Origin of the sequence: Planctopirus limnophila DSM 3776 (genome assembly GCF_000092105.1) — a bacterium.
GTDB lineage: Bacteria > Planctomycetota > Planctomycetia > Planctomycetales > Planctomycetaceae > Planctopirus > Planctopirus limnophila.
In genome coordinates this window covers 1,711,141-1,729,993 of the sequence record NC_014148.1, presented here as the reverse complement: position 1 = coordinate 1,729,993, position 18,853 = coordinate 1,711,141, and the positions used below count along the sequence as shown (strand labels likewise).

Annotated in this window: 15 protein-coding genes; 6 read left to right on the top strand and 9 right to left on the bottom strand. The window is 53.0% G+C overall.

All coding sequences use genetic code 11. The features are described from left to right. The first annotated feature begins 134 nt into the window (after positions 1 to 134). The gene (locus tag PLIM_RS06995; RefSeq protein WP_013109621.1) at positions 135 to 1,196 is read left to right on the top strand and encodes an Ldh family oxidoreductase; all 1,062 of its coding nucleotides are present in this window, start codon (positions 135 to 137) and stop codon (positions 1,194 to 1,196) included. 103 nt (positions 1,197 to 1,299) lie between these two features. Next, positions 1,300 to 2,565 carry a tagaturonate epimerase family protein gene (locus PLIM_RS06990; protein WP_013109620.1) on the top strand — a complete coding sequence of 422 codons (1,266 nt, stop codon included), beginning with the start codon at positions 1,300 to 1,302 and terminating at the stop codon, positions 2,563 to 2,565. A 27-nt stretch (positions 2,566 to 2,592) separates the two neighbouring features. On the opposite strand, the gene PLIM_RS06985 is transcribed toward PLIM_RS06990, so the two are convergent. Beyond that, positions 2,593 to 2,877 carry a hypothetical protein gene (locus PLIM_RS06985; RefSeq protein ID WP_013109619.1) on the bottom strand — a complete coding sequence of 95 codons (285 nt, stop codon included), beginning with the start codon at positions 2,875 to 2,877 and terminating at the stop codon, positions 2,593 to 2,595. 518 nt (positions 2,878 to 3,395) lie between these two features. On the opposite strand from PLIM_RS06985, the gene PLIM_RS06980 reads away from it, so the two are divergent. Beyond that, entirely contained in the window at positions 3,396 to 4,433 is a 1,038-nt protein-coding gene (locus tag PLIM_RS06980; protein WP_013109618.1) for an NAD(P)H-dependent glycerol-3-phosphate dehydrogenase, read from the top strand. A 60-nt stretch (positions 4,434 to 4,493) separates the two neighbouring features. Here PLIM_RS06980 and PLIM_RS06975 read toward each other — a convergent pair whose 3' ends face one another. The 6 genes from PLIM_RS06975 to tgt all read right to left on the bottom strand — a co-directional run bounded on the left by PLIM_RS06975 (position 4,494) and on the right by tgt (position 11,980). Then, on the bottom strand, positions 4,494 to 5,309 hold the full coding sequence (locus PLIM_RS06975; protein WP_013109617.1) for an SDR family NAD(P)-dependent oxidoreductase: 816 nt from the start codon (positions 5,307 to 5,309) through the stop codon (positions 4,494 to 4,496). A 192-nt stretch (positions 5,310 to 5,501) separates the two neighbouring features. Next, positions 5,502 to 6,599 (bottom strand): DNA polymerase III subunit, encoded by a 1,098-nt coding sequence (locus tag PLIM_RS22600; RefSeq protein ID WP_013109616.1) that lies wholly within the window; start codon positions 6,597 to 6,599, stop codon positions 5,502 to 5,504. 14 nt (positions 6,600 to 6,613) lie between these two features. Further along, on the bottom strand, positions 6,614 to 6,901 hold the full coding sequence (locus PLIM_RS06965; protein ID WP_013109615.1) for a biotin/lipoyl-containing protein: 288 nt from the start codon (positions 6,899 to 6,901) through the stop codon (positions 6,614 to 6,616). A gap of 181 nt (positions 6,902 to 7,082) precedes the next feature. After that, positions 7,083 to 10,076, bottom strand: a complete 2,994-nt coding sequence (locus PLIM_RS06960; RefSeq protein WP_013109614.1) for a protein translocase subunit SecDF — start codon at positions 10,074 to 10,076, stop codon at positions 7,083 to 7,085. Positions 10,077 to 10,313: 237 nt separating this feature from the next. Then, positions 10,314 to 10,685, bottom strand: a complete 372-nt coding sequence (gene yajC, locus PLIM_RS06955; protein ID WP_013109613.1) for a preprotein translocase subunit YajC — start codon at positions 10,683 to 10,685, stop codon at positions 10,314 to 10,316. Positions 10,686 to 10,861: 176 nt separating this feature from the next. Then, positions 10,862 to 11,980 carry a tRNA guanosine(34) transglycosylase Tgt gene (gene tgt / locus PLIM_RS06950; RefSeq protein WP_013109612.1) on the bottom strand — a complete coding sequence of 373 codons (1,119 nt, stop codon included), beginning with the start codon at positions 11,978 to 11,980 and terminating at the stop codon, positions 10,862 to 10,864. A 309-nt stretch (positions 11,981 to 12,289) separates the two neighbouring features. On the opposite strand from tgt, the gene PLIM_RS22595 reads away from it, so the two are divergent. Further along, positions 12,290 to 14,701 (top strand): PAS domain-containing hybrid sensor histidine kinase/response regulator, encoded by a 2,412-nt coding sequence (locus PLIM_RS22595; RefSeq protein ID WP_013109611.1) that lies wholly within the window; start codon positions 12,290 to 12,292, stop codon positions 14,699 to 14,701. Between the two features lie 37 nt (positions 14,702 to 14,738). Here PLIM_RS22595 and PLIM_RS06940 read toward each other — a convergent pair whose 3' ends face one another. Both PLIM_RS06940 and PLIM_RS24365 read right to left on the bottom strand, forming a co-directional pair. Beyond that, positions 14,739 to 15,077, bottom strand: coding sequence for a hypothetical protein (locus PLIM_RS06940; RefSeq protein ID WP_013109610.1), 339 nt, complete (start codon positions 15,075 to 15,077; stop codon positions 14,739 to 14,741). A gap of 87 nt (positions 15,078 to 15,164) precedes the next feature. Next, complete coding sequence (locus PLIM_RS24365) at positions 15,165 to 15,326, bottom strand: hypothetical protein (protein WP_155523243.1); 162 nt, start codon at positions 15,324 to 15,326, stop codon at positions 15,165 to 15,167. A gap of 478 nt (positions 15,327 to 15,804) precedes the next feature. Here PLIM_RS24365 and PLIM_RS06930 point away from each other — a divergent pair, with 478 nt between their 5' ends. Beyond that, positions 15,805 to 16,773, top strand: coding sequence for an NAD-dependent epimerase/dehydratase family protein (locus tag PLIM_RS06930; RefSeq protein WP_013109608.1), 969 nt, complete (start codon positions 15,805 to 15,807; stop codon positions 16,771 to 16,773). A gap of 170 nt (positions 16,774 to 16,943) precedes the next feature. After that, positions 16,944 to 18,806 (top strand): glutamine--fructose-6-phosphate transaminase (isomerizing), encoded by a 1,863-nt coding sequence (glmS, locus tag PLIM_RS06925; protein WP_013109607.1) that lies wholly within the window; start codon positions 16,944 to 16,946, stop codon positions 18,804 to 18,806. Positions 18,807 to 18,853: the final 47 nt, after the last annotated feature.

Genomic DNA, 18,853 nt, shown 5'->3' with positions numbered 1-18,853 from the left:
TTCGATCCATCGTGGGCCTTGGCGATCTCTGAAACTGGCCCTCTCTGGCATCAGTCAACTTAAATATGTAACCTGCAGATCAGTGAAGGTGTTCGTCTCTTCCATGGATTTGTTCTGCTGCCAAAGGTTCCGTCGTGCCAGTGATTGCTATTGAAACCCTCTCCTCTTACGCACAAAAACTCTTTCTGACAGCGGGAGTCTCCGAAGCGGATGCCAGTTGCATGGCCACCAGTCTCGTGGAGGCCAACCTGCGAGGACACGATTCGCACGGTGTGATGCGGGTCGCTTCCTACATCGAACAGATCGAACAGGGCCGCATCCTCCCGAAAAGTCAACTCGACATCGTCAAAGAATCAGCCTCTTCGATTGTGGCCGACGGGAACTGGGGTCTGGGACTCGTTCTCGCCCATCATCTCGTGGACAAAATGATTGCCAAAGCCGCCTCATCGGCTGTCGTCATCGGCACTTTGCGACGTTCTTCACATATTGGTCGTCTGGGTGAATATGCCGAAAAGTTTGCGGCTCACGGCCTTGTTTCGATGGCATTGGCCAACACTCACGGTGCTGCCCAGCGCGTCGCACCGGTGGGAGGCAAGCGCCCTCGATTAGGAACAAATCCTATTTGCATTGGTGTGCCAGGAGGCGCCCAGGGCCCCTTCATTTTCGATATTGGGACCAGTGCGACAGCAGAAGGCAAAGTCCGCGTGAAGAAAATCGCTGGCGAGCCGGTTCCACCCGGCTGGATTCTCGATCCTGAAGGAAATCCCAGCACCAATCCCAACGACCTATACGGCAATCCTCCAGGGACCATCCTGCCCTTAGGCGGAGACCAGGCTTACAAAGGCTTCGGTCTCGCATTCATGATCGAAATGCTATGTGGTGGCATGTCCGGAGGACAATGTGCCTATCCCAATCCACCGGCTCCCATTGGCAACTGTGGCTGGTTCATGGCCATCTCTCCCGAATTCTTTGCCGGGACAGATCATCTGCTTCAGGAAGTACAGCAGTTGGAACAGTATGTTCGCAGCGTTCCGAAGATTGATGAATCCAAGGAAATTTACCTTCCTGGAGATCCTGAACGATCGACCCTCAACAGCCGGCAGGCCAAAGGTATTCCCCTCGATGAAGGGAACTGGAAGGCTCTTGTCGCACTGGGTGATCGACTCGGCGTCGCTGCACCAGCTCTTGCGTCCTGATGACTCGGCTCAATGGAACTTTACTCGGACATTCGACAGAGACCAGCAATGAAACCATCCTTGCGCTGTTGATACCGACTTGATCGTTAAAGGCTACCTGCTGATGAGTGCTCAATGTCTTGGTCTTTCGCCCAGTTTTGGATTTGGTGATCGCACGGGTTTGGCGACGCCTGGGCATATTGCTGCTGTCAACGCGAGTTCATCGGGAATTCTTCCCATCTTCGCCCAGCAGTCGATCCGGGAAATGGCACGCACAGGTCGAACGGCGACACAGGTCATGGAAGATGCCTTCCGGGCGGTTCGAAACGCCCATTACGAAGGCCCTGTCGGGGCTGATGCTGATCATTTGAAAACCGAGGCTGATGTTGAAGTCACTGCGGAAGCCGGGTTCGTCTTTTTTACGATTGATCCATCGGCAGAAGTCGATCAGAAAGCCGATAACTACTCCTTCGACGAACTGAAGTATCGCTTTCACGATGTCCGTGAGCTTTCCCCATGGGTCGAGACCTACCTGGGGAGGACAATCTCGCTATCAACTGGTTCGACAATCGAAATGACTGAGCCTGTGCTTTATCGCGCTGCGGTCAAGTACGGTCGTGCCATTCAACTCGCAATTCGTCTGGGGCAATACATTCAACAGGTTCAAGACCGCGCGGGCCGACCATGTGAGATCGAACTGAGTGTCGATGAAACCGATCAGCCCACCACGACAGCCGAACATTTCATCATTGCCCAGCAACTCCTGAATGCTGGTATCCGGCTGGTGAGCCTGGCACCGCGTTTCATTGGAGAATTCGAAAAAGGGGTGGATTTTAAGGGTGACATTTCCACCTTTGAACGATCATTGGCTGATCATGCAGCGATTGCCAAGGTTGTGGGCCCTTATAAGCTGAGCCTGCATTCCGGCTCTGACAAGTTGACAGTCTACCGACAACTGGCGGCATACACCGGTGGCATGTTCCATGTCAAAACCGCCGGAACAAGCTATCTTGAGGCGCTTAGGGTCGTGGCGACGGTCGCACCGGGAGAGTTCCGCGGCATGATCGATTTTGCACGCGAGCGGTATCTGACGGATAAAGCCACTTATCACGTTTCCGCCACACTCGAAGCCGTTCCACCTCCGCATGAAGTCAGCAGTGATGACCAGCTTCGCCAGCTCTATCTGCAGGATTGGAGCTCTGTCCTCCCTGGACAGGGCTTTACTGCACCGGGACGGCAAATCCTGCATTGCACATTTGGCAGCACCTTGCAGCATCCTCACTGGGGCGCGGTGCTCATGCAGATTTTAAGAGAACATCCAGCCGTCTATGCCGACATCCTGAAGACGCACTTCATGATGCACCTGGCGGCATTAAAAGCTGGCTTGTAATAGACCATCGACTCCCACAGTTTTCGCTTACTTGTGATAGCCCAGCGAGCTCATGACGTTGAAGAGTTCTTCAAACGTAATGAAGCGACGGCGATGTTCCATCTTGTAACGGTCAACAGCGTCGGCCAGTTCAGCAACCTCGGGCCGCATGAGTGATGGGGTCGTTGTGAACTGGCGACGCTCAGGGCCGCCACTTCGACCTTCCGGTCGAGGAGCACGGCGGTCGGAGAAAACGTTTCCAGTCTCGGGATTGATGCCAGCCTGATGGGGGAGAACACCTGCCGAACCGGGAGTGGGATAAGTCGTGCTCATCTTTCGATCTGCCCCTGAGGAAACTCTTACTCGAAACTCAATCGTGACCAGGATTCGAATCCGTTAGACAGCCAATGGACCGATGGCTGGCAGGAAAAGCCCAAATCGACGCCCCGTCCACCGGCACAAACTCGGTGATACATATGGCATCTGACGCAACCCGAGCGTATGGATACGATCACGGGATAAACACCAACACTTTTTGTAAACCTAGGTCATGCAATTGCGAAAGCAAGCTGTCTCTTCCAAAAATCGCTTTTCATGTTCAATTCTGTGATCCTGAAGCAGAGACTCCATCTTCAGGGTGGGCATTGGTCGTGGAAAAAAGAAGACATTTCATCGGCAGTTTCAGGAAGCGAAAATCGCCGTCAAATCCACGGAGAAATCACGGGATTCTCAGCCCGACACTTTCCCCCACGATCGATTTTGTGTATCACGCGGAAGTCTAATCACCGTATAGAAATAAGTTTTCCTGTGACCTGCCTGGCTGGCCCTTGCCGATGGATCGGAACTCTCCTATGACCACTCGATTGACCATTCTCGGCGGCGGTGCCATGGGAACGGCCTGTGCCATGCTCCTGGCAGAACAACCGCATCAGCAGGTCTCGATCTGGGTTCGGGATCAGGATCAGGCGGTGGAAATTCAATCCACGCGAGAAAATCGACGTTTCCTGCCGGGCTGCAAACTGAACGACAACATTTTCATCACGTCTGACATCAATGTCGCCATCCATAACTGCGACTACCTTGTCCTCGCCATTCCCTGCCAGTTTTTAAGACAGTCACTTCAACTGGTACGAAACTCGCTTCCCGAATCTGTGCCTGTGATCAGTGTGATCAAAGGGGTCGAGAATGGCACCTTCCAGCGTCCCAGCCAGATCGTGACGGATATTCTCGGGCCACGATCTGTCGCGATTCTCAGTGGCCCCAGTCATGCCGAAGAGTTGGCCCATCGCTTACCAGCAACTGTCGTCGCTTCCAGTGAGGATCTCGAACTGGCCTGCCGTGTGCAGCAGATGTTCTCGACCGAACGATTTCGCATTTACACCAATGCCGACACACTCGGTGTCGAGTATGCCGGTGCCCTCAAGAACGTCATTGCCATTGCCTGTGGGATCTGCGATGGATTGGGATTTGGAGACAATGCCAAATCCGCCCTGATGACCCGCGGCCTCGTCGAGATGCAGAGGTTTGGTGTCTACTTTGGTGCCAACCCGATGACATTTACCGGTCTGGCCGGCATGGGGGATTTGATCACGACCTGTGTCAGCCCTTATGGACGAAACCGTAAGGTGGGCTTTCGTTTGGGAATGGGCGAATCCATCGACGATATTCTGCATTCCATGGAGGGTGTTGCCGAAGGAGTAGCCACGTCGAAAAGTGTGGCCGAGATTGCACTTCGGCATCAACTCGACCTGCCGATCATGCAACAGGTCTACGAAGTCCTTTTCTGCGGCAAAACACCGCAAAAAGCGACGATGGCACTTCTCGAACGGCCCCCACGTTCGGAATCAGCCGAAATCGCAGCCATTGTCGAAGCCACGCCAGCACTTTGAATCAGCCTCCCCTTGGATCATGGGAGCAAACTCTTTACCGGGCAGATTCCTGTAAAGGTTTCAGCTCTTGGACTTATTCGAACGTCTGGGGCGGAAGAACCGTTTGGATTCATTGACCACACGCCAGCGAGTCGCGATCCGTACCAGGCACGTCAAAAGATAGTTCCGCCAGCCGGTAACCACATACTGACGACCACGATCCAGCGATTTCAGGGCCTGACGGACAACTTCCTCAGGTGTTTGCGACGAATGTTTCTGCAGCCAGCCCGTGGCACCAGCCACATCGAAAAAATCGGTCTGGGTCACTCCCGGACAGACAGCCATCGCGACCACACCGGTATCCGAAAGCTCGGCATGTAAGGCCTCAGTAAAATGTAGCACAAACGCCTTGCTCGCAGCGTAAGCTCCCATGTAAGCCACTGGTTGGAAAGCAGCAATCGAAGCCACGTTGACAACGGCACCACGATTTCGGCGAATCATCCCTGGCAGAAACTGGTACGTCAAAGCTGCTAAGGCCTCGATGTTCAGACGTAACATTTGACGCACACGGTCAAAGTCTGTCTCCAGAATTTCGCCTACCATGCCAAAACCAGCACAGTTCACCAGCAAATCGACCTCGATCCCGGCAGCAGAAACTTTGTCAGCAATCTGTTGAACCGCATCAGCCAACGTCAGATCAATCGAAAGAATTTCGGTTTTGGTTCCATGCAATCGATCGAGTTCCGCAGCCAGCCCCTGCATCATCTCCGTGCGGCGTGCCACCAGAATCAGATGCATCCCCCGGGCAGCCAATTGACGTGCGAACTCAGCACCAATGCCGGACGATGCACCAGTGACCAGGGCCCAGCGATCATTCATGTCTGCCAGTCGCGGCACGTTATCTTTCCAGCCCAGAGACTCATGCAGGAGTTTTCGTCACCGCTTTACTGACTGAAGTCTATAGACATAACATGTTTACCATTCAGACGATAGCTCTACTGAAAAATTATACTATTCTTCCAATGAAACTGCAGATAACCATGCTTCACGAGAGATTCACGCCTCAACCCGGCACACAGTTACGAAGGATCAATTGACGCCTGTGTTCGCCAGATTCGCACGCATCCTTGAAACATCGTCGAAACAGGCTTCGAGACATAGCGAAAGGTTCACATTCTGCAACACCTGGCCACTCGCCTCCATCACCCGGTCGCACATTTTCGCGAAGCACTCGATCGTTTCAGGATCTGGCGAAAGTGACTTTGCCATCTGAACGATCTCGTTATGTGAATCTCGAACGAGCGAGTGATTTTGCTCGCGAGTCTCGGCACCACAAACCACCTGGATGACCCGCCTGAGATCATCGATCACAAATCGGAAGATATGCTGAATCGACTCCCGCTGAGCGGATGTTTCCGATGAGTGGCTTTCAAGATAACTGAAGATCATCTGAGCCGTTTTCTGCCCAGGAATTCGCCGCTCGCAAAGTGTTTTTCGCAGAGTTTTTCGCAGCTCCCAAAGTGCTGGATCCAGCATTTCCTTCGCCATGGAAAGACTGCCATCACACATCTGGCTGACTTCCTTCACCATCCCGGTTTCAATCGATCCCTCGGCACTTAACAGGGCCTCAATATCCTCGTAGCCGAGCTGCTGAAACCTCACCAGATGACAACGCGAGCGAATGGTGGGCAAGACGGTTTCGAGTGTCGATGCCACCAGAATCAAAACAGCGAGTTCGGGTGGTTCTTCCAATGTCTTGAGAATCGCATTCGCACCGGCATCATTGAGCAAATGCGCGTCGTCGATAATCGCGATCTTGCGGCTGCCACTCAGTGGCTTCAGTGAGAGACCATGGCAAAGCCCCTCCTGCCCGCGATTCTCCTTAGACCCCACCAGCAGATCGATGGGAATCTCCCGCTTTCCTTCCGGACATTCCACGACTTGAAAATCGGGATGATTTCCGGCCAGAAACGGCCGGCAGCTTGTACAAGTGCCGCATGCCTCAAGCTCATGAGGCTTACGCTCTTTGCATAAGATGGCCTGGGCGAACTTCTGAGCCACAAGCCGCTTCCCGACTCCCTGGGGTCCCACAAATAAATATCCATGGGCCAATCGGCCCCGCTCGACCGCTTTTCGTAACTGCTCGATAGCCATCGACTGCCCGCGAACTTCACTCCAGACCGACATCAGCAGCGTGCTCCTCAATCTGATACGGGACGGGATGAATCATGCAGGTCTTCATTTAAGGAGAGGCTCAAAAGAACGTCTCCGGCGGAAATACTGCTCCCCGCATTAACCAGCCGCTGTTTGACGACACCACGGGCAGGGCATTCAAAATCACGGCTCACTCCCTGAATGCCAATTTCAGCCACCCGGTCTCCAACAGCGACGACATCTCCCACTTCGACCAGCCATGCAAACAGAATCATCGGCTCACTGGTTGACCAGTCGGGTGCGACAATTGTCTTGACCGCAAGTTCCGAATCCACGCGACCCCTCAACCGATAATGCCGCTACTGATCAATCTTTCCAGAGCACTCAATGGAGGAAATGTTAGTCGAATGCCCCCGATTTTACTGCCCAGAAAACAAAAACCGCCCCCGGCTCGAAAGCAGGAGGCGGCTCAATCATCTTTGACTTTAACTCACATTCATTGACAAAGCCGCTTTATCAGGCTGTGACCTTGGCAGGACCCGACTTGGCCTGCTGTCGACTCACCAGCCAGTACAGCACGGGGTTGGCAATGAAGATCGTACTATAAGTACCCGCGATGGTTCCGATGATAAAGCTGTAGGCGAAGGTGTGAATCCCTTCTCCGCCAAAGAGATACAGAATCACCACGACGATCAAAACAGTCGTAGCAGTTAGAATCGTTCGCGACATGGTCTGATTCACGCTCAGATTAATCATATCGTAGGTGACATTCGGGTTTTTGCCGCGAATTTCACGGATACGATCAAAGATCACGATGGTGTCATTCAGCGAATAACCAATGATGGTCAGAATCGCCGCAATGAAGCCCATGTTGATCTTGAAATCTTCCAGCCCCAGGATCGGCCCGATGGGTGTCTGTGACAACCATGCGCCCAAAGCCACACTCCCCAGCACAACGAGGGCGTCGTGTGTCAGTGCCGCAACGGCAGCAAAACCGTAATAGAGCTTCTCAAAGCGGAACCAGATGTAAACCACAATCGCCACCAGACTCAACAAAATGGCCAACAGTGCGTTCTGCTGAGTTTCTGCTGCAACCGAGGTCGTAAACGAATTGAACTCATCAAAGATCGGCTCGTTAGCCAGTTGTGTTGCCAAGGCCTTCAGTGCCTCGGCCAGATCTTCATTCGAGACATCCGGAGCCACACGAGCAACCAATTCTGTGAATTTTCCGGTCGTGGACTGACCACCGGCACTCACACCATCGACCAGCACCATCCCAATCGCCGAGTCATACCTAGGCTGAGAATCTTTTCCAGGGAACTTCTTGAGTTGTTCCGCCAGATATTCAGCGACAGTCGCTTCAGCCACCGGACCTGTAAACGTCAGTGGAACTCGATGCCCACCGGTAAACTTGTCGATATTCGTCCCTGGCCTGATTCGAATGGTCTTCGAGTCATCGGCCGTCACAGGCGTGATGTCTCCAAAACTCAACTGCACTCTCGTGAGTGCGGTCTCAGGGTCTGCAAACGACTCGTTGATCAATCCGCGAACCTGTTCTCGATCAATCAAACTTGTGCGGATGCGGAAACGAGTCCCTGCAGTTGCAGATTCATCGTTCAGCCGCAGTTCTTCCAGAGAAATTGCTGTCGGGAACTTGGCATCGAGTTTCTCGCGAACAACGGCCGTTTCTTGTGACTTCTGGAATTCCAGAGTCACCATGGTACCGCCAGTAAAGTCGATATCGAGATTGTCTTTGCCGCGTGAAACCAGAGCGAACATCCCGACCGCGATCACCACCACTGAAAACAGGATGGCTGGTACTCGCATCCCCAGAAAATCGACACCGTTCAGCTTGATGGTCGGCATCATCGACAAGGATTTGACCAGCCGCTTGCGTTCAATGATGTCGAAGCAGATGCGACCAAACACCAGAATCGCGAACATCGACGCACTCAAACCAATAAACAGCGAAACGGCAAAGCCCTTCACGGCATCGGTGCCAATCATGAAGAGAATGACCGCCGTAATCAGAGTGGTCACGTTACCGTCGACAATGGCCGAAAGTGCCTTGTCGAAGCCATTCTGGATAGTCAGCCGGAGACTGGCGCCGCGGGCCATTTCTTCGCGGAATCGTTCGTAAATCAGCACGTTGGCATCAACCGCCATACCAATGGTCAACACAAGACCAGCCAAACCAGGCAGTGTGAAGGTGGCATCGATAAACGCCATCGCTCCCACCACCATGATCAGGTTCAGCACCAGACACATGTCGGCCACCAAACCAGAGACCATGTAGTAAACCGCCATGAAGATGAAGACGGCAGCCGCCGAGAGTGCAATCGCCAGCAAACCTTTCTGCTGCACATCAGCCCCAAGGAGTGGACTGATTGTAAATTCACTCACAGGCGTCGGAATCAAAGGGACTTCCAAAGCCCCCGCATTGAGGACTCCAGCGAGTTCATCGACTTCTTTACGATCAAAATCGCCCGTGATCTCACCGCCGCCAGATGACAAGCGGTCTCGGAGGTTAGGTGCCGAGTAGACTTTTCCATCGAGAAGAATTGCCAGACGACGCTCGAACTTATCCACTGGATCGGGAGCATATTTGGCAGTGAGTGCATCCAGACGAATCGAACCTGTCGTCGTCATGCGGAATGAAACCGCAGGACGTCCCTGCTGATCAGGACGATAACCGGCATCCTGCAGTAGCTTACCCGTTACCTGCTTGTCAGGGGTTTCATGAACGACGAGAAACTGCTGGACATCAACCAGTTCACCTTTGTCATTCCGCCGCTTGACGACCCGCAACTGCGTCTGATCATTTGCGTTCTGGCCCACATTCTTGCCATCAGCAACGGTGCGCCAACTGGCAACCAGCAGTTTGTCGTCACGAAGATCATCTGTTCCATCCGGTAACTGATTGGCCCGGCTGATGATCGAAGCATGATCACGGGCATTGGCCAGAATGGCAAATTCCAGACTTCCCAGCCGGGTGATCAATCGCTTCTTCTGTTCGACAATGTCTTTGTCGGCACCGGGAATGATGACTTCAATACGATCTCGCCCCACGCGACGAATCGTGATCTCTTCCGCACCCGAAGGATTAAGTCGCTTGCCAATCGCCTGGACGAGCTGTTCGACGGTATTGATATCAAGGTTTTTTCCATCCTTTTTGGCGGCATCAACATCAATCTGATAAACCAGATTGGTTCCACCAGCGAGGTCAATCCCCAGTGGAATGGCTTTAAGTAGCCCTTCACCACTCACACCACTGTAGATAAATGGCGTTAGTGACAAGGCCGTCACGAAGAACACCAGGCTCAGGCGGAAAGCGATGTCCTTCATCCGCAGAGCACCCGCAACCAGGGTTCCCAGCAGGAAGGGGATCGTCAGCACGCACAAAGCAATAATGCCCAGCAACCAGACGTTGGCCGTCGGGGCACCTGGTGGGGCGTCCGCGACAGCCGGCGATGCCTGAAGCAATGTGAAACCTGAAAACAAACCTTCCATTCCGTGTCTTCCTGTCACTTTCGGGCGAACTCAATGTTGCCAGATCGGTCGATAAGTATTGTTGATCAAGCCTGATCACTGGTTGGGAACAAGTCAGAAACTGCATTCACTTAGTAAATCAAATCGCCTCAGAATTCAGGCAACTCACGTTTGCAGCGCCCGGCATTCAATAATTCTCGGTGAGGGATAAATCGCTGTGAGACCAGAAGAACTATTGAATTTGAGTGAGGCACGACCTCAAACAGGTTTGGCATCTGTCGGAGGAACTTCCTCACCCAACACTTCATGAATCGCACTGCGGCGGAAAGGAATCCGCACGTTGTCACCGAACTTCAGGGTGATCTCTTTTCCATCCGCCGAGATGTTGGCCACGTGCCCGATCATCCCGCCGATGGTGACCACTCGATCGTTCTTTTTCAGCGCCTTGATCAGAGCATCCCGTTTGGCCTGCTCTTTTCGCTGAGGCACAACCATCAAGAAGTAAAACAGGCCCACCACAATAATCATGGGGACAAACATGCCCCAGATCTCAGTGGTCGGATTGCCCCCTTGTGCTGGTGCTGCCTGTGGTGCTGGCTGTGCAATCATCAAGCCCGACTGCCAATTCACTCCGTCTCTCCCTCGAACTTGAGCACCACTCTCAGTGCATCAAATCCGTCCAACATGCCACCTGATTACATTCACAAAAGTCGAAAATCATAAATCCTAAGGCTGACCAAATGCCCCAAACTCTTATCAGATAAGAGCCAACGGAACATGGTCGGCCTCGGATTGAAGCTGGTATCCTAGCCAGACTCACCCCACCGGGCAAGCTGACTGGCTCGGAACTCAATCCCACGTCCTTCAAGAATCGCTTCTCGCAGCCCCTTCATCAGTCTCTGATAAAATGTGAGGTTGTGTAACGTCAGGAGAATCGGGCCCAGCATTTCACCACACATGAACAAATGTCTCAGGTACCCCCGGCTAAATCGCTGACATGCCTGACAGGGACATTCAGCATCCAGTGGGCTCGTATCTCGAAGATGCCTGGCATTTTTCAGCCGCACAGGCCCAGTACTGGTGAATGCCATTCCATTTCGACCGTTTCGAGTGGGCATCACGCAATCGAACAGGTCAATCCCGCGTAAGACCCCTTCAATCAGGTCAATAGGGCGCCCAACCCCCATGAGATAACGCGGCTTCTGCACAGGTAGCACCGGAGTTGTGAATTCCAGTGTCCGGTACATTTCGGGAGGAGGCTCGCCCACACTCAGCCCGCCGACGGCATATCCCGGAAAATCAAACGGCAATAACGCTTCAGCCGAGCGAATTCGCAATGATTCGATGGTCCCCCCCTGGACGATCCCAAACAGCGCCTGATCAGACCGCTGATGTGCTTCCCGGCACCGGGCAGCCCAACGCGTCGTTCGATCAACCGCCCGCAGGATATGCTCCTCCGGCGCATCTGCGGGAGGACATTCATCCAGACACATGATGACATCCGCCCCCAAAAACTCCTGGATCGACATCGCCTTCTCAGGTGTGAGATTCAGTGCAGATCCATCCAGATGAGAACGAAAAGTGACCCCCTCTTCTGTCATCCTGGATAGTTTCGCCAGACTGAAGATTTGAAAGCCGCCAGAGTCTGTCAGAATCGGGCCTGACCAGTCAAAAAACCGATGCAGACCACCTAAGTCGGCCACAACCTCGGGCCCAGGTCGTAGCGCGAGATGATAGGTGTTTGCCAGAATCTTTTTGGCTCCAGTCGCCGCCAGTTGATCAGGAGTCAGTCCCTTGACCGTGCCGGCTGTGCCCACAGGCATAAAGGCTGGAGTTTCGATCGTGCCGTGAGGAGTCTCCCAAAGTCCGGCACGAGCCATACTCTTCGGATCAGTCGCCAACAGCGAAAAAGCAAACTTCGACAAACCCTTATCCTTCACAAGGCGACGATTACGGTCTCTGATTCATTGGAAAGGAGGCTTGGCAACGCTTCGCTCCAATCTCAGCCTAATTTCTTTCCACCATCACCTTCGAAACAATCGCGCTATCAGGAAGATTCGTTATCTTCCACAACTCGTAAAAGTGCCACATATCGATTGCATGGAAAAACCTCAACTCATGCTCTGAACTGGCCTACGTTCACAAAAGGGAACATGGGATTAGGAAAGAACACAGTTCTTCACGGCCCTGCTCGTCCCGAAAAATGAACAAAAACGGATAACGTGAGCCGCAGCATGCGATTCGACATCGATATTGGACAGGCTAATCAACTTTTCCGCCAGCATACCTCGCGGGTTCACTCCACAGTTTCTCCAGCCACCCCCCTGGAGAGTCAGTTTTCATCTGACGCCAAGCAGGTTCTCCGCTGGGTAGCGATTTCAACCATCGCCATGCATGGTCTGGCAGTCCTGAGCCTTCAGGGCACCCCACATTGGACGCAAATTGTTACAATCGCACACTGCCTGCACTTCGTCATCTGCCTCCTGATGATTTCACTCGTTCGATACGAGCCGAAAATCCCCAGACTGACTGGCCCCCTGGCGATTGGCCTGATGTCCCTGCTCCTCACCATTTCTCTTCGTGAATATACTGAACACGAATCACCTGTGGGTGGCCTCGAACTGGCCGTCAACTGCCTGGCTCTGGTAGCAGTTTTCCGAAATTGGAAATCTTTTATCGCTTGTGGATTACTTGGTCTGGGCATGACCGTGGCCTATCGCCAGCTGTGGTGCGGAATCTCTCTTCAGGAAGATGCTGTCAGTTATTTAGCGCCGATTATTCTCTCGACTGGCATCTACGTCATTCGAATTCGTCAACTACACCACCAGCAGCGGGAAGACGATCGTCGATCACGCGAACGATCCCAATTGGAAGACGCTTTGCAACATCTGCGGGTAAGTGAAGTCCGCCTGAGGACTCTGAGTGAGTCAGTACCGATTGGTATCTTTGAAGCCGGCGCTGGAGCAAATTGCCGGTACACGAATAGTGCCTGGCGGGCGATTGCCGGGATGTCACTCGAAGAAAGCCTGACACACGAATGGTTTGAATTTGTGCATGAAGATGATCGCGAAGCCGTTCGTATCGGCTGGCAAAGAGGACTGGATGAACTGGAAGGTTTCTCCGGAATCTTTCGCAACAAAGCTCCTGATGGTTCCACAGGCTGGGTACAGATTCGCTCTAATCCTGTCTTTTCGGATGAAGGGACAACGCATGTCGGCACCATCGAGGATATTACCGAACGCATCCACGCGGAAGAATCTCTCAAACGATACGCCGAAGACTTGAAGCGACTCAAAGAAATCGAAGAGCAGAACAGCGCTCATCTGGCACGGGTGGTTGAGGAACTTGGTAAAGCCAAAACTCAGGCGGAAGATGCAGCACGGACGAAGAGCGAGTTCCTGGCCAACATGAGCCACGAAATCCGTACTCCCATGACTGCGATTCTTGGCTACACCGAACTGCTGCTCGAACAACCTGACATCGCTCCACACGCTGCCGATTCCTTGCAGACCATTCGCCGCAATGCGGATTTTCTCCTGGAGATCATCAACGACATTCTGGATCTGTCGAAAATCGAAGCTGACAAACTGACCATCGAAAGCGTTCGTTGTTCACCGATTCTCATCGCCAATGATGCCTGCGCTCTCATGCGGATTCGAGCTCGCGATAAAGGCCTTAAACTCGTTGTGCAAACCGCTTCTAACGTCCCTGAGTTTGTCGAGACCGACCCGACCCGGCTCCGCCAGATTCTACTGAATCTGCTCGGCAACGCCGTCAAGTTTACCCATGTCGGCAATGTGCAACTGCGAGTCGAATATGTGAACCCGCAAGGAACACAGACGGGAAATCCTGATGCTTTGGGTGGTCTACGATTCAGTGTTTGTGATACCGGGATCGGTATGACCAAAGAGCAGATCGGACGACTCTTCCAACCCTTTACTCAGGCGGATACCTCCACCACTCGAAAATATGGTGGCACTGGTTTAGGGTTAACCATCAGTCGTCGGCTGGCACGCATGATGCATGGCGATATTGAAGTCACCTCACAAGTCGGTGTCGGTTCGGTCTTCTCGCTGCATATCGATGCCATCAAACCTCAATTCAGTACTCCACAATTCCACGATCTCCAGCAGGCAGCAGTGGAGTCTTCATCTGCCGTTTCGACAACATCCGAAAGCCCGGCACCACAATCCATTGCCACTACGGCTCCTCTGCAGAATCTTCGAATTCTGCTGGCGGAAGATGGCCCGGATAACCAGAAACTCATCTCTCTGATTCTGAGAAAAGCCGGTGCAGAAGTCATGGTCGTCGAGAACGGAGAACTGGCATTTCAACAGGCCATGGATGCTCAAAGATCAGCCAGCGGTTTTGATGTGATCCTCATGGATATGCAAATGCCTGTTCTCGATGGTTATCAGGCATCCGCAAAACTACGCGCCGCAGGCTATCGGGCACCCATTGTGGCTCTAACAGCTCACGCCATGAGCAGTGATCGCGAAAAGTGCCTGGCAGCCGGTTGCAGCGACTACACGACGAAACCCATCAACAAAGTGCGCCTCATCCAGTTGATTCTCGAACAGGTGGCGACCCATCAAAACGAATTGTCAGCAAGCAGCAATCTGGAACTGGTTCACTCCGACGGTTGATCGACGAAAATCATCGACCCGATCAAGCATCAACCATTTAGAACTGATCAGAGACATCTTTCTCCAGATCAACTGGAACTGACGACTCTTTGTCAGTTCGAGGAAATGGAACTCGGGGAGCGGACAAACGTTTCTTCGACTCTTTACCAAAGGGATCACTCCAGCTTCGAGTCGCTGACTGGGAGTGAGTAATCGAGCGGATTTCGTTTTGAGTCGAGCGGTCATTCGGTGCCAGCTCAAGACCAAAAAATGGAACTCGCGAGTTGCTATCCAAAGAAAAACTCTTTCGCTGAGTAATGCAGCCCGTGTTGCCACTCCAGAGCACGAGAATCAGCCCCAAGCCGGCCATAAACCTGGTGTGAATCCTCCGCCCCATGGCCAGTTCTCTCTTTAAAATTCAACCTCAACTGCATGCGGTTCAAAATCTGCAATCAAAACTCAAACTCACATCATTTCCCGGCAATTATTCAAACCCGAATCCATCGTCTTGCGAATCCTCTTCCAAGGCTCGGGCGACGCGATCTTTTGCCGGGCTCGACTTCTCAACCACAGGCTGATCAAACGATTTGACGGGAGGCTCAGATTGCGATGGCACTCCAGAAAGAGCCTGACCAACAGAGCCCATCTTGCAACCCGCAGCAGCGATCACACATATCGATAAAACAGCTAAACATTTCAAATGTTTCACGGTCTGCTGCCTGTAGGGAACCCGGTGAGTAGCCAGCATCAGTCTGGCGCCTGTTCAAAATGGGTATGGAGGCCCTGATTCTTCCTCCATACTGCGGGAAGACTCGCATTCGATCGGTGACGGGAAGTTCGGAAATGCAGTTGTTCATCAATTCAAGTTGGTCTCATAGCACTCCCTGCCAATATTCAGCAAGGTCAATTTCCATTCAAAAACCTGAACATCAGATCTTTGAAGGACACTCCCTTCCACATGACCACGTTCTTTCCAATTTCAAGCACTGAGCAAGCAAAAGCTTCATCTCCCTGGCATCTGGTCATAGAGAAACAAACATCCCTTTTCGATTTTTAGATATGCACTTATGTTCTTCGAGCTATGCTTTGAAAAACCATCTCATTCCAGCGGAAGCAATGCGCGCATGAAAGTTATCGTAACAGGCGGGGCCGGCTTCATTGGCAGCCATATTGTGGATGCTTTGATCGCCCGTGGACATCAACCATTTGTGATCGACGATCTTTCGTCAGGCAGTCCGAAAAATCTTCCTCAGGGCGTTCCACTCTTCGTCACTGATCTGCGCCATGGCTCTCGCATTCGAGAGATTTTCGAAGAAGTTCGCCCTGACTGGGTTTCTCATCAGGCGGCACAGATGTCTGTCAGTCGCTCTGTCCGTGAGCCTGTTTTCGATGCCGAAGTCAACGTTCTGGGATTACTGAACGTCTTCGATTCAGCCGCCGCTGTCAGTGCAAAACGAATTGTCTTTGCTTCTTCCGGAGGCGTACTCTACGGGGATGTCTCTGTCCCCACGGCCGAGGATTACCCCGCAGCACCCATCTCGCCTTATGGAATCAGTAAGTGGGTTGGCGAAAAATATCTGGAATTCTTCGCCCGTGAGCGAGGAATGCAGGGCGTCGCCTTACGCTATGCCAACGTTTATGGCCCCCGGCAAAACCCTCACGGTGAAGCGGGTGTCGTCGCCATCTTCTGCCAGAAACTGCTCGCTGGTCAGGCACCCACCATCAATGGCGATGGCAAATACATTCGAGATTATGTCTACGGGCCAGATGTGGCTCTCGCCAATGCCCTGGCAATGGAATCGACATTGCCGACACATTTCGACGCTTTCAACATTGGCACAGCCACTCCGACAGATGTCAATCAACTGGCTTCGTGTGTTCGCGATCAGCTCATTGCACTGCGTGCACAGGAAGGGATCCAGCTCAATCTACCGGAGATGAATTACGGGCCAGCCCGAGCCGGTGATCTGAGATCCAGCCTCGTTTGTCCCGCCAGAGCTGCTGCCCATCTGGGTTGGAAACCAGGTTTTGACCTCGCCCAGGGACTCCAGGAAACTGTCCGCTGGTTTGCGACCCATGCGGCCCAGACATAGCACATTCCACAAGGTCAGTAGACATCTCCAGGCAACGACGTAACCACTTTGCCAAAACTGATGTTGCCACAATTGATCATCTGCATAAAGCTTCAGAAATATCCAGAAATCCGGTTTCATCAACCACGTTCCAAATTTGTTCGTTTCACAGTTCCTTTCGGGAAAATCAGATGTGCGGAATCGTCGGCTACATCGGCGCCAAGCCAGCGTCAAACTACCTGCTGGAAGGTCTGTTTCGTCTTGAGTACCGAGGGTATGACAGCGCAGGAATCGCAGTTCAATCCGGCGATACGATTGCTGTTCGCAAAAAGACGGGGCGAGTCGGTCAACTTGCTGAACTCTTAAAAGCGAGCCCGGTGACTGGCACTCATGGCATTGGCCACACACGCTGGGCGACACATGGTCAGCCTTCAGATAACAACTCTCACCCGCATACCGGCGGAAATGGTGAAGTCGTCCTCGTTCACAACGGTGTGATCGAAAACTACGCGACCCTTCGCAGCCAGCTCCAGGAACTCGGCTACGTCTTCCACTCACAGACCGATACTGAAGTTGTTGCTCATCTGGTGGCGCACCAACTGGAAGAAGAACTCAAGCTCGGTGCAGATCCCGACTCAAACGCAACCTATCTGCGAGCGGTTGAACTGACCCTGAAGCAACTCAAAGGGACTTACGGCCTGGGTGTTCTCTTTCGAGATAAACCCGGTCTGCTCATTGCCGCCCGCCTGGGAAGCCCATTAGTCGTGGGTGTCGGCAAAGACGAACATTACCTGGCCAGCGATGCCAGCCCCCTGGTGGGATACACCGACAAGGTGGTCTACCTCAATGACCACGAAATCGCCATGATCACTGCAAATTCTCTGGAAATTCTGCATCGCGATACCGGCTCTCAAACTCCTCACATTCGTGTGCTCGAACAAACCGCATCGGATACCGAGCTCGGGCAGTTTGAACATTACATGCTCAAGGAAATCTTTGAGCAGCCGACATCCATTGAAAACGCCTTCCGTGGACGACTCGACGATGATGAAGCCACGGCACGATTTGGTGGCCTGAATCTCGACCCGCAGGAACTCCGCCGCATTGACCGAATCGTGCTCACAGCCTGTGGCACGAGCTGGCATGCAGGTCTCGTGGGTGAATACATCATCGAAGAGTTTGCCCGCATACCTGTCGAAGTCGAATATGCCAGCGAACTGCGTTATCGCAATCCCCCCATGTCCGAGCGAACAATGGTCTTCGCCATCACTCAAAGTGGGGAAACTGCCGATACTCTGGCGGCCATGCGTGAATGCAAACGCAAAGGACACCCGACTCTCGCCATCTGCAACGTTGTCGGGTCGTCAATCGCCCGCGAAGCCGACGGTGGAATTTATCTGCATGCCGGCCCGGAAGTGGGTGTTGCATCGACCAAGGCCTTCACATCCCAGGTGACAGTCCTCACTTTGCTCGCACTCTTCATGGGACGCATTCGCCACCTTTCTTATCCGGCGGGCCAGCGCATGATTGCCAACCTGCGAAAAATGCCCGACAAGATTCGCCAGACGCTCGAATGCCATAACCGCGTCAAAGAGATCGCTCGAAAGTACTACACTGCTGAAAACTTCCTTTACCTGGGACGTCTGCACAACTTCCCCGTCGCGCTGGAAGGGGCTCTCAAGCTGAAGGAAATCAGTTACATCCATGCCGAGGGCTATCCTGCCGCCGAGATGAAACATGGGCCTATCGCGCTGGTTGACGAACAGACGCCCAGTGTCTTCGTCGTTCCCCGTTGTCAGATTTACCCCAAAGTCATCAGCAACATGGAAGAAGTCCGTGCCCGTCGTGGCCCGATTATCGCCATCGCCTGTGAAGGTGACGACAAAGTCGCTGAACTGGCAGACGACGTGATCTATGTGCCCGATGTCGATGAATACCTCCAGCCGATGGTGACATCAGTCCCACTGCAGCTTTTGGCCTACGAAATCGCCCTGCTCCGCGGCTGCAACGTTGATCGCCCCCGCAATCTCGCCAAGAGCGTCACGGTGGAATAGATCTGATTGATACGACATCTATAAGTGCCCGGCTTCAAAGTGGAGCC

Excerpts from the sequence above, each read along its gene's own strand:
- PLIM_RS06990 (WP_013109620.1), top strand. The coding sequence starts at position 1,300 with ATGAGTGCTCAATGTCTTGGTCTTTCGCCCAGTTTTGGATTTGGTGAT.
- PLIM_RS06985 (WP_013109619.1), bottom strand. The coding sequence starts at position 2,877 with ATGAGCACGACTTATCCCACTCCCGGTTCGGCAGGTGTTCTCCCCCAT.
- PLIM_RS06980 (WP_013109618.1), top strand. The coding sequence starts at position 3,396 with ATGACCACTCGATTGACCATTCTCGGCGGCGGTGCCATGGGAACGGCC.
- PLIM_RS22600 (WP_013109616.1), bottom strand. The coding sequence starts at position 6,599 with ATGTCGGTCTGGAGTGAAGTTCGCGGGCAGTCGATGGCTATCGAGCAG.
- PLIM_RS06960 (WP_013109614.1), bottom strand. The coding sequence starts at position 10,076 with ATGGAAGGTTTGTTTTCAGGTTTCACATTGCTTCAGGCATCGCCGGCT.
- PLIM_RS22595 (WP_013109611.1), top strand. The coding sequence starts at position 12,290 with ATGCGATTCGACATCGATATTGGACAGGCTAATCAACTTTTCCGCCAG.
- PLIM_RS06940 (WP_013109610.1), bottom strand. The coding sequence starts at position 15,077 with ATGGGGCGGAGGATTCACACCAGGTTTATGGCCGGCTTGGGGCTGATT.
- PLIM_RS24365 (WP_155523243.1), bottom strand. The coding sequence starts at position 15,326 with ATGGGCTCTGTTGGTCAGGCTCTTTCTGGAGTGCCATCGCAATCTGAG.
- PLIM_RS06930 (WP_013109608.1), top strand. The coding sequence starts at position 15,805 with ATGAAAGTTATCGTAACAGGCGGGGCCGGCTTCATTGGCAGCCATATT.
- glmS (WP_013109607.1), top strand. The coding sequence starts at position 16,944 with ATGTGCGGAATCGTCGGCTACATCGGCGCCAAGCCAGCGTCAAACTAC.